Consider the following 14692-nt stretch of genomic DNA (forward strand, 5'->3'; position numbering starts at 1 on the left):
GAAGCTCGAAGCTCGAAGCTCGAAGCTCGAAGCTCGAAGCTCGAAGCTCGAAGCTCGAAGCTCGAAGCTCGAAGCTCGAAGCTCGAAGCTCGAAGCTCGAAGCTCGAAGCTCGAAGACAGCATAAGCAAACCGCCCCACGGCAAGCACCTGGGGCGGTTTTTTCTTCCAGCTTGAAGCTTATGACTTGCAGCTCCCGGGCGAGCCCGGGCTTACTCGCCGGTCGCGATCGGCCTCGACGGGTCACGAATCCAGTCGCTCCAGGATCCCGCGTAAAGTCGCGGCAGCGGCAGACCCGCCACGGCATAGGCCAGGATATCGTGACAGGCCGAAATGCCGGAGCCGCAGTATGCCGTCACCTTATCGCCCCCGGGCAACTCTTCCGCCAGCCACTGGGGTGATTTGAAACGCCCATCCGCCTCGAGATTGGTACTACTGGGCCGACAGACTGCGCCGGGGATATGTCCCGCCACCGCATCGATAGGTTCCTCGTCGCCACGAAAGCGAGCTTCGCCTCGGGCATCGACCAGCAAGCCACCTTCTTCCAGCAGATCTCGTACCGGGATGATCATCGTATCGTCGAAATCCGGCTGCCATTGACTACTCAACGACGGTGCCGGCTCGTCAGTCGCCAGCTCGCCGCCAGCGGCCTGCCATGCGGGCAAGCCACCATCGAGCACCCGCACGTCGGGATGCCCCGCCCAGCAAGCCAGCATCCACCAGGCGCGAGCTGCCGATAGCTGCCCACCTCTATCGTCATAAACCACCACGGCGCGTTGCGGCTCGATGCCGAGACGCTGGATCGTCGCCGCGAAGGCCTCATGAGACGGCAGCGGGTGGCGGCCACCGTCGCCGGGCGGTCTCGAGAGATCGCGGTCCATATCCAGGTGGTAACTGCCAGGAATATGCGATTCCTGCCAAAGCCGCTTTCCTGCCGCGGCGGCGTCCAGGCGGGCACGACAATCCAGCACCAGCGGCGGGCGATCGCCAGCCAGGCTTTGCCGCAGCTCCTCTGCCGTTACGAGCACGGATTCGTTCATCATTGCCTCCTTGATGCTTTATCAGCCGAAACAGGTCGTCGATCGAGCAAAGTCGCTGTTGGCTGAATAAAATCGTTGGCCGAGAAAGATCGTCGGTTGAAAGAGTCTGGCCGATCAATGCCGTTTCGTCAGGGGCGCCCGCGCCGTGATCAGGCGACGTCGGCCGGCCGACTCGAAACGCACGTCGATGACCGGATTGGCTTCGTTGCCTTCGACCACCAGCACCTCGCCGTCGCCGAAGCTGGCGTGCCGCACTCGATCGCCAACCTGCCAGCTCGCTCCGGATTCCGCCCCGCGTTCCACGGCAGGCGTTTCCGCCTCTCTGGCTCGCGGCACGAGACCCCGCCCAACGTGCTCCAGTCCGACACGCTGCAGGTAGGCGCCGACCATGTCCGGCTCGCGAACCGCCACGGCGGCCTCGCTGCGCGCCTGAATCGCCTGGTCGATCCGACGGCAATCCTCCACCGCCGTCTCGTCGAGAAAGCGGCTCGGCCGGTGATCGCCGCCATCCTGAACCAGCAGCAGCCGTTCTCGCGCCCGCGTGATGGCGACATAGTAAAGTCGCCGCTCTTCTTCCAGTCGTTCAGGCGACAGCGGATTGTCGCGACTGTAATGGGGGAAATCCTCCTCATTGAGCCCCCATACCGCCACCAGCGGCCACTCGAGCCCCTTGGCGCCGTGCACCGTGCTGATCAAGACGCCGTCGGGACGGTTCTCCACCGGGTTGCGCAAAAGCTCGATGAAAGCCTCGGGATCGTTGGCCAGCTCGCCGGCCTGCTCGATCAGCATGTCGAGCAGGCGCACGTCGTCGTCCCCCTTCTCACGCCGCGCTGCCGATCGACGCAGGACTTTCTCCGCATCGATGGCATCGACGACATGCTCGAGCAGCTTCGCCGGCGGCCAGGCGGATAGCTTGGGCAGTTCGCAGAGGAGCTGCCAGCGCCGCTTGAGATGGCGGCGCTGCCCGGGCTTGAGCCCCGTCAGGACCGAGGCCTCGCGCGCCGGCCATTGCTGCGTGCGTGCGAGCTCCTCGACCAGCCGACGCACGCGCTCCTGGGCGACGAATGTCGTCGGCTGCGAGAACAGCAGGGCCAGATGGCCGGGATCGTGCAGCCGTTGTGGCTCACGGGCCAGTTGAAGATAGCCCGCCAAGGCCTGCACCAGCGGCAGCCGAAGCACGAAGCGCTCTTCCTGTGCCAGCCGGAACGGTACGCCGGCCCGCAGCAACTGGAGCTGTACCGAGACCGACAGCGACCAGCTGCGCACCAGGACACAGGCTTCGTCGCTGCGCCGGCCATCGGCGTGCCAGCGCTGCAGCATCTCCAGCAACGCGCCAGCACCGACGCCCGTCCGCAGCCGTGTCAGTGGGTTGCCGGGCGCCGCCAGGCAGAGCTGATCCCAGCGTTGGCGATTGTTGCGAATCGCGTGGTTGGCGGCCAATGCCAGGGCGTGGCCGTGGCGGAAGGTGAAGGAGAGCGGATACTCGCTTGCCTGGCCGAACAGGCCGTCGAAGCGCGCCAGCATGGCGTCGGGCCGAGCGCCCCGCCACTCGTAGATACACTGGTTGGCATCACCGACGGCCATGACCTGCGCCTGATGACCGGCCAGGATCTTGAGCAGTCGCAGCTGGGCTTCGTTGATGTCCTGATATTCATCGACGATGACATGGCCCAGAAAGCCCTCGACCCGGCGCCGCGCCTCCGTATGGCGTTCCAGGCACTGCAGCGGCCGATAGAGCAGGTCCGCGTAGGTCATCGAAGCCGAGGCATCGAGCAGCGATTCCGCCACGTCGAAGGCCTCGATGAAGTGGCGCTCGCTGTCGGTATAGCCGAGCCGTTCGAAGAGCTCGGCGGGTGCCACCACTTCGGCCTTGACCAGATCGCAGAACTGGCCGAACGCCTCGAGCCGGTCCGCGTCCAGCGCTGCCTCGCGGGTCTCGCCATCGGCGGATTCCAGGCTCTGCATCACTGCCTGACGCAGCAGCCGCTCACGCTGCCAGTCGGCCTGCAGCAATTGGCGCGGCGGCAGATAGCCCCAGCGGGTCAGGCTCTGGGTCAGGCGGTGACCGATCGAATGGAAGGTACGCACCTCGGGCAAGACGACCTCGGCGGGCGCTTCTCGCACCAGCTTGGCCCGGAAGTCGTCCCGCGCCGCGCGGTTGAACATCAACACCAGGATGCGGCGCGGGTTTTCGCCATTGGCGAGCAGATGCAGCACCCGTCTGACCAGGGTCGTGGTCTTGCCGGCCCCGGCTACCGCCGCGACCCGCGCATGCCCTTCGCGATGACCGACCACGGCGCGCTGCTCGTCGGTCAGGCTGTCGGCGGTAGTATCCAAGGGCAGCGCCGCGTTCACCAGCTCGCTCATCTCGCACCGTCGTCGAGGCGGCCCAGCGGGTGCCACGCCCCGCCACTGTACAGCCCGAGCTCGTTGCCCTGCTGCTCGGCGAGCTCGATCCAGCGGTAGTACAGATTACGATGCAGCCGCGCCTGCAAACCGTGACGAACGGGCAGCGCCGGCAAGAGATCGCCATCCGGCGTCGCCAACAGTGACAGCCGGTGTGACACGTCCAGCGGTACGCGGTCACCGCAGGCAGTCACCGCGACCCAGTCGGCACCGACCTGATCGGCATCCGTGACCCATAGCGGTAGATCCTCGACGCCGATACGCAGCTTCTCTCCCGGCGTCACCAGGTAATAGTCGCCGTCGGCCTCCCGCCGTAGCACACGGCTGAGCAAGTTGACCAGCGCCGGCCGTCGGATCGGCGTGCCTTCGTGGATCCACTCGCCGTTGGCCGCGATGCGAAGATCCATCTCCCCGCAGAAAGACGGATCCCATCGTTCGAGCGGCGGAATGGCTTGCGCATCGAGCTGTTGAAACAACGTATCGAGTTTCATCGTGCCCCCGTATGACGATGCCCTCTCGCAGAGGGGCATCCATGCAGTGAACGTGCCTACACGAATGGATTGTCGGACTGACCGCCGGGCGCGCAACCAGGAAACAGCTGATAGAAGTTGGCCCGGGTCTGCATCGCCACCTCATCGACGGTAATGCCTCGTTCGCTGGCGATACACTCGGCGACCTCGACGACCCACTGCGGCTCGTTGGGCTTGCCGCGATGGGGAACGGGGGCGAGAAACGGGCTATCGGTCTCGATCAGCAGCCGGTCCAGCGGCACCTGCCGGGCGACCTCGCGCAGGGCGCCAGCGCTGGCGAAGGTGACGATCCCCGACAGCGAAATGTAGAAACCCGACCTGACCGCCTCCCGCGCCATGGCGAGATCCTCGGTGAAGCAGTGAAGCACGCCGCCCACCTTGGGATCGACATGCTCGCGAATCAGGTCCAGCGTTTCGTCGCGCGCCTCGCGAGTATGGATCACCACCGGCAGCTCAAGCTCACGAGCGGCGCGAAGGTGCGCAACGAAACGTTGCCGCTGAATGTCCCGCGGTACGCTGTCGTAGTGGAAATCGAGGCCGGTTTCGCCGATGGCGACCGCCCCGTAACGATCGGCGCACGCCTGAATCGCTTCGCTGTCCGGCTCCGCCGACACCTCATGCAAGGGATGCAAGCCGATGCTGATATCGACATCGTCATGCTGCCGCGCGATCTCCGCCAGGTTCGGGGCCCCTTCCAACGATGTCGCAATCGCCAGGAAACGATGGACACCGCGGGCACGTGCGGCCTCCAGGGCCAGGTTGAGGTCGCCCTCGTAGGGCGTCAGGTCGAGGCGATCGAGATGACAGTGAGAATCGACGAACATGCGAATTCCAGAAAGAGAATGACAAACGTTGCGCCCGGTAATTCAAGAGCGCTATCACAAGGTATGACTGAACGACCCGCCTTGTCCGGGAGAAGATGCCAGCCGCGCCTCGATACGTTCACGCAGCGCCCGATCGTCGGCACTGAAATGAACTCCGATGCCGGCAACGCGCTGCCCGGCGCCGGTCGGCGTCAGCCATACGACCTTGCCGGCGACGGGGAAGCGCTCGCTCTCGCCGGGCAGCGTCACCAGCAGATAGACGGACTGGCCAATCCGATAGTCCAGCTCGGTCGGCACGAACAGTCCGCCATGCTTGAGCCACGACATATAGGCGCTACGCAGCGTCTCATCGTCACGGATGGTCAATGATAGGGCCTTCTGGGCACTCATTGCTTTCACCTTTACCATTGCCTAAGCGACCACCAATAATGACACCGACCGCACCATAAAAAAGTAAGTCTTCTAATCCCGGCTTATTCATGAGGCCGGCCCGAAAACGAAGATAGCGGATGGTATTCTCTTGAAAATTCAGTGTGTTCCGCCAAGAATCTGAACCAAGAGAGCCATCCGCTATGGGTGAAAGCCTATCCACCTGGACGCCCTCATGCAACGGCGCTGTCCGTGTTGAGCTGAGCGGCCAGCGCACTACCAGCGACAGCGGCGCTCTGCTGCTGCGTGAGGCCCTCGACAACAGCGGCGTGATTGAGGCGCTGGAAGACAATCTGGTCGATCGACGCCACCCGCTGCGCATCCTTCATTCGCTGGCCAGCCAGTTGCGTACCCTGGTGCTGCAGCGTGCGATGGGCTGGATCGACCTCAGCGATACCGACACGCTGCGCCGTGATCCGCTCTGGCAGCTGGCCTGCAGCGATGCGCGCGGGACAACGCCCCTGGCCCAGGACCGGCCCTCTCAAGCCACGCTGTCGCGGCTGCTGACCTGCCTCGGGCGCTGCGACAATATCGATGCCGTGCACGAAGGCCTGCTGCGACTGGTGATCTGGCGCCTGACCGCGCTGAAGAACGGCGAGCGCCCCAAGCAGCTGACGCTGGACATCGACGGCCTGCCGATCGAGGTCCACGGCCACCAGGGCGGCTCGGCCTATCATGGCCTGTACGGCGCGCGGATCTATTCACCGCTGGTCGCCTCGCTGGCAGAAACCGGCGACATGGTGGGCGGCCTGCTGCGCGAGGGCAACGCCGGCCCGGCCGAGAACGCCGACACCTGGATCCCGCATCTGGTGCGGCGACTCAACGAGAGCACCGGCGCCCAGGTTCGGGTGCGCATCGACGCCGGTTTCACCGACAACGCGACGCTGGAGGCCCTGGAAGAGTGCGACATCGAGTACCTGGGCCGACTGCGCAGTCACTCCGGCCTGCAGAAACTGGCGGCACCGCACCTGAAGCGGCCACCCGGCCGGCCACCCGAGCAGCCTCGCGAGTGGTGCCACGATCTGGAGTATCAAGCGGGCTCTTGGTCGGCACCGCGTCGCGTGGTGCTGGTGGTGCAGGAACGCCCCGATGACCTGCTGCTGCATGCCTTCTTCCTGGTCACCAACCTCGGCAAGTTCGACTGGCCGCCGGAGAAGGTCCTGGCGCTCTACCGCAAGCGCGGCAGCGCCGAGGCGCACATGGGCGAGGTGAAGTCGGCGCTCGACGTGCACCTCTCGTCGACCGATCGCGGCGCCTCCACCGTTCAGGACGTGATGGCACGCAACGAGGTGAGCCTGCTGCTCAGCCTCTACGCCTACCAGGTCCTGCATGGCCTGCGCTGCCTGCTGGAGCGGCAGACCCGGCAAGGCTGGAGCCTCAGCCGGATGCGCGAGCAGGTGCTGAAGGTCGCCGCCACGCTGAGACTGCACGCTCGGCGAATCACCGTTCATCTGGGTGCCGCCGCCGACAAGTGGTGGCCGACGCTGCTGAAGGGGCTGCCGAAGCTGACCGCACTGAGCTGACGCTTCTGCGAGACCACCACAGCATCAGAAAGCGAGCGACCGGAGCGGCGGGCGGCGATCACGGCTGCTTGGACGGTCGCCATTGATTCCAAAGAGCTATAAGGAAGCGGGGAAATTTCAGCGTTTTGGCATTACTCAACAGCTATTCGCGCTGAAGAAGCCGATCCTGATAAGCGATGCCACCAGTCAGTACCTTCAGACCGCTCAATCAGCACCCTCGTGAATGAGGCGGGCTAATTGTTGTCGGGTCCAGTCCGTTTTATTTACACGGTAAAGACCTAGCAACCATACAAACAAAAAACCAAATAGATACATCAACCCATACCAATGAATGTGCAGAGGGCCAATGCTTAAGGCAATAGGATCAATTTGGGGATACGTCATCTGTGTCACTCTATGTAAAGTACAGCAATCATACCAATTCAGTGCATATAACGCGAAAGATAAAATCTTATCTGCACCATTTTGGACAAAGCGTCAAATTTATCGCACCAAATTGATCACAATCATCCGGCTAGTGCTATCCATTTACCATCTATACCTCTGTTTTATATAAAATTTGTAAAGTTGGCACACATTCTGCTCTTGTTGTTGTAGTCTGAATACAAAGTGTTGCAAAAGACCAACGCATGGATTCAAAAAAGACTAATAAACATTTTAAAACCGAGGAGTAACACCATAATGAAATTACGTACAATTTCGGCTCTTACACTAGCAGCGACATCATTATTTGCTGCATCATCAGCAATGGCTTGGGAAAGTGAAGACGGTCAGCACTCAACCAGTGCTAGCGTTACATTAACAACAGACTACATTTTCCGTGGTATTTCATTAACAGACGAAGATCCAGCTATCCAAGGTAGTTTTGATTACGCACACTCATCAGGTCTGTATGCTGGTACTTGGGCATCAAATATCAGTGACAGTGCTGATAGCAATATTGAAATTGACCTTTATGCTGGTTTCGCTAATGAGTTTGGTGACACTGGTATTGGCTACGATGTATCAGTTCTTCGTTACACTTATCCTGGTCAAAACAGTAATGACGAACTTGATTACACAGAATACTTAGGTTCTCTTTCATACAGCTACTTCACTGCAATGATTGGTTACACAAACAATATCCAAGGTGGTGATGGTAAAGATGCTGATGAAATCTACTACAACCTTGCGTTTGATTATGAGCTTCCATACGGCTTCGGCTTAAATGCTGCAATTGGTTACACTGACTCTGATCGTAATGATTATGACAGCACTTTATCTGACAGCTACATGGACTACACAATCGGATTATCAAAATCATTTATTGGTCTTGACTGGTCTGTAGCTTATGTTGGTACAAACAGCGATGGTGAAGACTTTGAATTAGGTGATGGAACATCTGACGATCGCTTCGTAGCTAGCGTTAGCGCATCATTCTAAACTTCTCACAGCTACCCCCTCGATGTTGAGGGGGTAGATTTTCTACAGAAGGAAATACGCTTATGAAACAAGTTGTAGCAATTATTAAGCCCTTCAAGCTTGATGATGTCAGAGAGTCTCTCTCCGAAATCGGTGTACAAGGATTGACCGTTTCAGAGGTAAAAGGTTTTGGACGTCAAAAAGGCCACACTGAACTCTATCGTGGTGCTGAATATGTCGTTGATTTCTTACCTAAGTTGAAACTGGAAATCGCCGTCGATGACGATATCGTCGAACAGGTGATTGAAGCCATTATCAAAGGTGCCAACACAGGCAAAAAGTGGCGGCGCCGCACCCCAGCGTCTACGTTGCCGTCAGGATCGCAACAGGGCCGCCCAGCGGACCAGCCAGGCCTCGAGCACCAGCTGCGGGTTGGGATTGCCTCCCGCCGCCAGCAACCGCCGCTGTTCGCGAGCATAGTCGAGCAAGCGGAACCAGTCGCGGACCCGGGCATTCTTGACGGCCTGGCGATACAGCGGCAGCAGGTCGCTGTTGCGCACCCGCTGGGGATCCCCCGATAAGCCGAGCCGGATCAGATCCTCCAGCCAGGCGATGCCGTACCATAGTATGCGATCGAGCGCCTGGGCATCGAGTCTTGCCGCTTCCCCTACGGGTTCGCCGCCGCGCACCAGCGAATCGAAAAGCTCGCGCAGATCCTGGCGCAGATTTCGGGCATCGGCGCTTGCCAGCTCTTCGGCCAGCAGCGGCAGGCCACCGGCGACGCGCAGCCAGAATCGCGCCTCCTCCACGTCTCCCAGACGCTCGCGCAGCCACGGCTCGGCCGCCTCCAGCGACGGCACGGCGAGGTTCCAGTGCTGGCAGCGCGAACGAATCGTTGCCAGCAGCCGCGAGGGAACATCGGAGACCAGGATGAACAGGGTGCGCTCGCCCGGCTCTTCCAGGCTCTTCAGCAACGCATTGGAGGCCGCGACGTTCATCGCCTCGGCCGGCTCGATACGAATCACCCGATAGCCGCCCTGCTGCGCGGTCTGGGAGACGAAGCCGTTGACCTGACGAATCGCGTCGACACGGATCTGACGCGACTTTTCGGCCGGCGCCACGTTGAGCAGATCGGGATGATAGCCCGACGCCAGCATGCGGCAGCCGTGACACTCGCCACAGGCGATGTCTCCCGGCATGCGACACAGCGTCCGCGCGATCAGCGCATCGGCCAACGGCTGCTTGCCGATCCCGCGTGGGCCGGACAGCAGCAAGGCGTGCGGGAGACGACCACTGTCCTGCAGCTCGACCAGCTTCCGCCAGCGATCGAGTTGCCATGGCAACGGGGTCATAACCATGCGGTCAGCCTTTGGCTCAGGCACTGTTCGATGGATTCCTGGACCGCATCCAGCCCGGGCGAGGCATCGATGACCGCGAATCTCGCTTCCTCGGCGGCGCGTGCCAGGTAAGCCTCGCGCACGGCCTCGAAGAACGTTTCACGCTCACGCTCGAATCGATCGAGCTGGGCACCTCGCTGGGTGACGCGCTGCGCGGCCACGCCCACCGGCACATCAAGCAGTACGGTCAGATCGGGTTGCAGGTCGCCCTGGACAAGAGCTTCCAGCGTGCGAATGCGCTGGAAATTCAGTCCTCGCCCGCCGCCCTGATAGGCAAAAGTGGCATCGGTGAAGCGATCGCATACCACCCAGGCGCCGCGAGCGAGTGCCGGCCGGATACGTTCGGCCAGATGCTGGGCACGCGCAGCAAAGACCAGCAGCAGCTCGGCGTCGTCGCTCCACGCCTCTTCACGGGTCGGGTCCAGCAATAGCTCGCGAATGGCTTCGGCGCCAGGCGTGCCACCCGGTTCCCGGGTGCGTACTACCTCGATGCCCCGTGACGTGAGCCAGTCGCAGACGAAGCCGACATTGGTCGTCTTGCCCACGCCCTCGCCGCCTTCCAACGTGATGAAGCGGCCGGTCCGCTGTTCCATATCGCCTGCGCTCATGCGGTGTCGTCTCGTCGGTATGGTCGGTTTTGTGGGTGCAAGCCCGCGATCTCAATCGCGATTCAGGATATAGCGGCGGACAGCCGCATTGTGCTCTTGCAGTGTCCGCGAAAACTGATGCGAGCCATCACCCTTGGCGACGAAATAGAGCGTATCGCCATCGGCGGGATGCACCGCAGCCTCGAGCGCCCCCCGGCCCGGCATGGCGATCGGTGTCGGCGGCAACCCTTCGATAACGTAGGTATTGTAGGCGGTCTGCCGCTGGAGATCGGCGCGCGTGATATTGCCGACGTAGCTGTCTCCCATGCCATAGATGACGGTGGGATCGGTCTGCAGGCGCATGCCTTTCTCCAGGCGTCGCGTAAAGACGCCGGCGATCTCCTTTCGCTCCGCCGGGACGCCGGTCTCCCGTTCGATCAGCGATGCCAGAATCAGCGCCTGGTAAGGCGAGTCGATCGGCAAATCATCATCGCGTTCGTCCCATACCGTGTTCAGCGTCTGCTGCATGCGGTCGAACGCGCGCTGCAGAAGCTCGATATCGGTCACACCCTTGTGATAGCGGTAGGTATCGGGGAAGAACTGCCCTTCGGGATATGTTCCCTCGTGGCCCAGCGCCGCCATGATCTCCTCGTCGCTCATCTCGCGAGTGCGATGCCCGAGCTTCGGCGCCTGATCCAGCAGCCGGCGCATCTGCTTGAAGGTCCACCCCTCCGGCACCGTCAAGCGGTAGGTCACGACCTGGTCGCTCGAGAGATGCGCGATCAGCTGACGGCCGTTCATGCCCGGTTCGATCTCGAACTCCCCGGCCCGAAGCCCTTGCGTGGCCTTGGGAGCGACACGCGCCAGAATCCGATAGGGCCAGGCCGCTTCGATGATGCCCCGGCTTTCTAGGTCGTCAACGACCTGCATGAAAGCCGCACCGGGCGGCACCTCATAGATCGTCGTCTCGTCGAGCGCGATCGGTGCATCGAGCTGTTTCTGCCAGTAGTGGAAACCGCCGAACACCACGATCGTGGCGACCAGCAACAGCAGGATCAGAATCTTGAGGACACGCATGTTCATCCTTAATGGCCGAGTATTCCGTCATGGCGTACCCGAGCGAAATACTGGCGTCAATCGCCCGGGTTCAGCGGGTAACCCAGACGCCCGTGAGCCATTTGCTGAAGGGGGGAATCGAACGCCGGCGGCCACCGCTGGAGGCATTTCCCAGAGGCATCGTCGAGCCGACGAATGGGCCAGACTCCCTGGACGCTGTTGAGCAGCCAGACGGCGTCGGCCTGATGCAAAGTCTCCAGCCCCGCTCGTACCCAGTGCAACTCGATGTCGTCATTCATGGCGCTCAACAACGTGCCCTTGACGCCGCAGCGATCCAGCAATGGCGTCTCGAATCGCCCCTGCCGATACCAGATCAGATTCATCGCCGTGGCTTCGACCAGATGACCCTCGCTGTCGCAGAGCAGCCCTTCGGCAATGGCATCGTCCTGCCACTCCTGGCGCGCCAGCACGTTCTCCAGCCGCGCCAGATGCTTGATGCCGGCCAGCCGCGGCTGAATACCCAGGCGTAGTTCGCAGCATCGCACATCGACACCCTCGAACCAGCGCCGGGATGCAGGCTGGAAAGCCGACGCGGTCCAGCGCCAGCGCAACTCGGCGGAGCCGGGCGGACGATAACCGCGTCCGCCGCTGCCGCGGGTCACCATCAGCTTGAGTACGCGAAGCCCCGGGCCGCATTGCGCCGGCAACCGATCGAATGCCTCGAAGTCCGGCAACGGCAGCGAAAGCCGCTCGACGCCTTGTCGCAGCCGCGCCATGTGGTGCTCCCACAGCAACGGCTGCCCGTCTCGAACCAGGACGGTTTCGAATAGACCGTCGCCGTAGGCCAGTCCGCGGTCGTCGAACGGGAGCGCCGTGTCGCGCATCTCGATCAGACCTGGGTGAAGATCAGCGAACCATTGGTGCCGCCGAACCCGAAAGAGTTGGACAGCGCGGTGCGGATGGGCATGTCCCGCGCCGTGTGAGGCACATAATCCAGCACGCAATTCTCGTCGGGGTTATCCAGATTGATCGTCGGCGGCGCGACCTGATCGCGGATCGCCAGAACGCAGAAGATGGCCTCGACGGCGCCGGCAGCGCCCAGCAGGTGGCCGATCATCGATTTGGTCGAACTGACCGCGACGCGACGAGCCGCATCCCCCATGACCCGCTCGACGGCACGGCTTTCCGCCACGTCCCCGGCCGATGTCGACGTACCGTGAGCGTTGATGTACTGGATATCGGAAGGATCGATGCCGGCATCACGAATCGCATTGGCCATCGAGGCTGCCGCGCCGTTGCCGTCCTCGGGAGGCGAAGTCATATGGAAAGCATCGTCGCTCATGCCGAAACCGGTCAGCTCCGCGTAGATGGTCGCACCACGGCGCTTGGCATGCTCGTACTCCTCGAGCACCATGACGCCGGCGCCGTCGGATAGCACGAAGCCGTCACGGTCGCGATCCCACGGGCGGCTGGCGGCCTGCGGATCGTCATTGCGCGTCGACAAAGCCCTCGCAGCGGAAAAGCCCCCAAGCCCCAGTGGCGTGGTGGCCATTTCGGCCCCACCGCAAAACATCACGTCGGCATCACCATAGGCGATCGTGCGCGCACTGTAGCCAATATTGTGCGTGCCGGTCGTACAGGCCGTAGTAATGGCGATATTCGGGCCTTTGAAACCATGCTGGATCGCCAGGCTGCCGGAGATCATGTTGATGATCGAACCCGGCACGAAGAACGGCGAAATACGACGCGGTCCGCCCTTCTTGAGCGAGTCGTGATTGCGCTCGATCATCGGCAACCCGCCGATGCCCGACCCGATCGCGACGCCGATACGATGCGCGTTCTCTTCGGTACACTCGATGCCCGAATTGCGCATCGCTTGCGTCGCGGCGGCAACGCCGTACTGGATGAACAAGTCCATCTTGCGAGCATCCTTGGGATTGAGATACTCGCCGATATCGAAATCCTTGATCGCACCGCCGAATCGCGTGTTGAAGCCCGCGATATCGAAACTGTCGATCGGCGCGATGCCACTCTTCCCTGAGAGGAGGCTCTTCCAGCTCTCCTCGACCGTGTTACCCACTGGCGTTACCAACCCCAGCCCGGTCACCACCACTCTTCTGCGCGGCATCGAATCTCCTCCGAACTTCCTGATGGCCATGGAAGGCACACCCGTGAATGGCAGCCTTGGCCATCACATCACGAGATCCCGACCTTCGCCTGGCCCGACTGGCGCAAATTATACCTGAACATCCCGGGAGATGGGCGCCACAAGCAGGGACTTTGACCTCTCTCTTCGAGCGTCAACATGATCCCGAGAAGCGGACCCTGAAATGCAGAAAGCCGCTCTCATGGAGAGCGGCTTTCCGAACATCGCGATTTCAGCCGGCCAGAACACTCCGCCATGGCGGAGTGCGCAAGGCTTACTGGTGAGCGACGATGTAGTCGATCGCTTCCTGAACGGTCGTGATCTTTTCAGCTTCTTCGTCGGGAATTTCGGTGTCGAATTCCTCTTCGAGCGCCATCACCAGTTCGACGGTATCCAGCGAATCCGCGCCGAGGTCTTCGGTGAAGGATGAGGAGTTCTGAATATCCTCTTCCTTGACGTTCAGGCGTTCGGCAACAACCTTCTTCACGCGCTCTTCGATGGTGCTCATTATGTCGTTACTCCTAGTGGTACGAATCCGCCAGCTAAAAAGCTGCGGGTAGTTTATAGACCGCCCCCAGACGACGCAACCCGCGTCGCGGAAGGATTACCGCATGTTCATACCGCCGTTAACCTGCAGCGTTTCGCCGGTAATATACCCGGCAGCATCGCTGGTGAGAAACCCAATGGCGGCAGCGATTTCCGCCGGCTGCCCCAGGCGCGCCAGCGGAATTTGTCCCAGAAGCGCTTCTCGCTGCGCTTCCGGCAAGGACTGGGTCATGTCCGTGTCGATAAAACCGGGCGCCACGGCATTGACCGTGATCGCACGGGAGGCGACCTCTCGAGCCAGGGCCCGGGTAAAACCTTCCATGCCCGCCTTGGCGGCAGCATAGTTGGCCTGTCCCAGATTGCCCATCATCGCGACGACGGAACTGACGTTGACGATACGACCGAAGCGCGCCCGCGTCATCCCCCTGAGACTCGCCTTGGAAACACGATAGACCGACTTCAGGTTGGTATCGAGCACCTCGTCCCACTCGTCTTCTTTCATGCGCATCAGCAGGTTATCCCGCGTGATGCCGGCATTGTTGACCAGAATGGTCGGTGCCCCGAAGGTTTCGGTGATGCGCTTGAACACGGCATCGATACTGGCCTGATCCGTCACGTCCAGCGCCAGACCCAACCCCTCGATATCTTGAGCCTTGAGATCCTCGTCAATCCTGGCGGCGCCACTTTCACTGGTCGCGGTGGCGACGACGATTCGCCCCTGCCGCCCCAGCTCGTGCGCGACCGCGCGCCCGATACCCCGGCTCGCTCCCGTGACCAGCGCGACTCTACGTTCGGTCATGATGTCATCC

Annotated in this window: 15 protein-coding genes and 1 pseudogene; 3 read left to right on the forward strand and 13 right to left on the reverse strand. The window is 61.6% G+C overall.

The window, feature by feature from the left end; translation table 11 throughout:
* Positions 1–210 precede the first annotated feature (210 nt).
* From ACWHY3_RS10040 to ACWHY3_RS10060, 5 genes are all read right to left on the reverse strand, one after another.
* Positions 211–1038, reverse strand: a complete 828-nt coding sequence (locus ACWHY3_RS10040) for a sulfurtransferase (protein ID WP_087719512.1) — start codon at positions 1036–1038, stop codon at positions 211–213.
* A gap of 114 nt (positions 1039–1152) precedes the next feature.
* Entirely contained in the window at positions 1153–3405 is a 2253-nt protein-coding gene (locus tag ACWHY3_RS10045) for an ATP-dependent helicase (protein ID WP_448126454.1), read from the reverse strand.
* Positions 3402–3935 carry a DUF1285 domain-containing protein gene (locus tag ACWHY3_RS10050; RefSeq protein WP_448126455.1) on the reverse strand — a complete coding sequence of 178 codons (534 nt, stop codon included), beginning with the start codon at positions 3933–3935 and terminating at the stop codon, positions 3402–3404. Before ACWHY3_RS10050 ends, ACWHY3_RS10045 begins: the two co-directional genes overlap by 4 nt.
* 56 nt (positions 3936–3991) lie before the next feature.
* Positions 3992–4798: a TatD family hydrolase gene (locus ACWHY3_RS10055; protein ID WP_087719515.1), complete on the reverse strand. Its 807-nt coding sequence runs from the start codon at positions 4796–4798 to the stop codon at positions 3992–3994.
* A gap of 54 nt (positions 4799–4852) precedes the next feature.
* Complete coding sequence (locus ACWHY3_RS10060) at positions 4853–5188, reverse strand: PilZ domain-containing protein (protein ID WP_087719516.1); 336 nt, start codon at positions 5186–5188, stop codon at positions 4853–4855.
* Between the two features lie 182 nt (positions 5189–5370).
* Here ACWHY3_RS10060 and ACWHY3_RS10065 point away from each other — a divergent pair, with 182 nt between their 5' ends.
* Positions 5371–6750, forward strand: a complete 1380-nt coding sequence (locus tag ACWHY3_RS10065) for an IS1380 family transposase (protein WP_399590022.1) — start codon at positions 5371–5373, stop codon at positions 6748–6750.
* Between the two features lie 204 nt (positions 6751–6954).
* Here ACWHY3_RS10065 and ACWHY3_RS10070 read toward each other — a convergent pair whose 3' ends face one another.
* Positions 6955–7134, reverse strand: a complete 180-nt coding sequence (locus tag ACWHY3_RS10070; protein ID WP_218777030.1) for a prolipoprotein diacylglyceryl transferase family protein — start codon at positions 7132–7134, stop codon at positions 6955–6957.
* Between the two features lie 297 nt (positions 7135–7431).
* On the opposite strand from ACWHY3_RS10070, the gene ACWHY3_RS10075 reads away from it, so the two are divergent.
* Both ACWHY3_RS10075 and ACWHY3_RS10080 read left to right on the forward strand, forming a co-directional pair.
* Complete coding sequence (locus tag ACWHY3_RS10075; protein WP_007144176.1) at positions 7432–8172, forward strand: TorF family putative porin; 741 nt, start codon at positions 7432–7434, stop codon at positions 8170–8172.
* Positions 8173–8234: 62 nt separating this feature from the next.
* Positions 8235–8489 (forward strand): annotated as a pseudogene (locus ACWHY3_RS10080) (P-II family nitrogen regulator); the annotation flags it as partial.
* Positions 8490–8525: 36 nt separating this feature from the next.
* Here ACWHY3_RS10080 and ACWHY3_RS10085 read toward each other — a convergent pair.
* The 7 genes from ACWHY3_RS10085 to fabG form a co-directional block, all read right to left on the reverse strand.
* A complete protein-coding gene (locus ACWHY3_RS10085; RefSeq protein ID WP_303855090.1) occupies positions 8526–9509 on the reverse strand; it encodes a DNA polymerase III subunit delta' in 984 nt (327 codons plus the stop codon).
* Entirely contained in the window at positions 9500–10156 is a 657-nt protein-coding gene (gene tmk / locus ACWHY3_RS10090) for a dTMP kinase (protein ID WP_442978333.1), read from the reverse strand. Before tmk ends, ACWHY3_RS10085 begins: the two co-directional genes overlap by 10 nt.
* 51 nt (positions 10157–10207) lie before the next feature.
* Complete coding sequence (gene mltG / locus ACWHY3_RS10095) at positions 10208–11218, reverse strand: endolytic transglycosylase MltG (RefSeq protein WP_332779209.1); 1011 nt, start codon at positions 11216–11218, stop codon at positions 10208–10210.
* A 50-nt stretch (positions 11219–11268) separates the two neighbouring features.
* A complete protein-coding gene (pabC, locus tag ACWHY3_RS10100; protein WP_332779210.1) occupies positions 11269–12075 on the reverse strand; it encodes an aminodeoxychorismate lyase in 807 nt (268 codons plus the stop codon).
* 5 nt (positions 12076–12080) lie between these two features.
* Positions 12081–13319 (reverse strand): beta-ketoacyl-ACP synthase II, encoded by a 1239-nt coding sequence (fabF, locus tag ACWHY3_RS10105; RefSeq protein ID WP_087719810.1) that lies wholly within the window; start codon positions 13317–13319, stop codon positions 12081–12083.
* Between the two features lie 292 nt (positions 13320–13611).
* Entirely contained in the window at positions 13612–13845 is a 234-nt protein-coding gene (acpP, locus tag ACWHY3_RS10110; protein ID WP_071233058.1) for an acyl carrier protein, read from the reverse strand.
* A gap of 96 nt (positions 13846–13941) precedes the next feature.
* Positions 13942–14685: a 3-oxoacyl-ACP reductase FabG gene (fabG, locus tag ACWHY3_RS10115; protein WP_087719869.1), complete on the reverse strand. Its 744-nt coding sequence runs from the start codon at positions 14683–14685 to the stop codon at positions 13942–13944.
* Positions 14686–14692: the final 7 nt, after the last annotated feature.

It is taken from the genome of Salinicola sp. NYA28a (assembly GCF_976982775.1).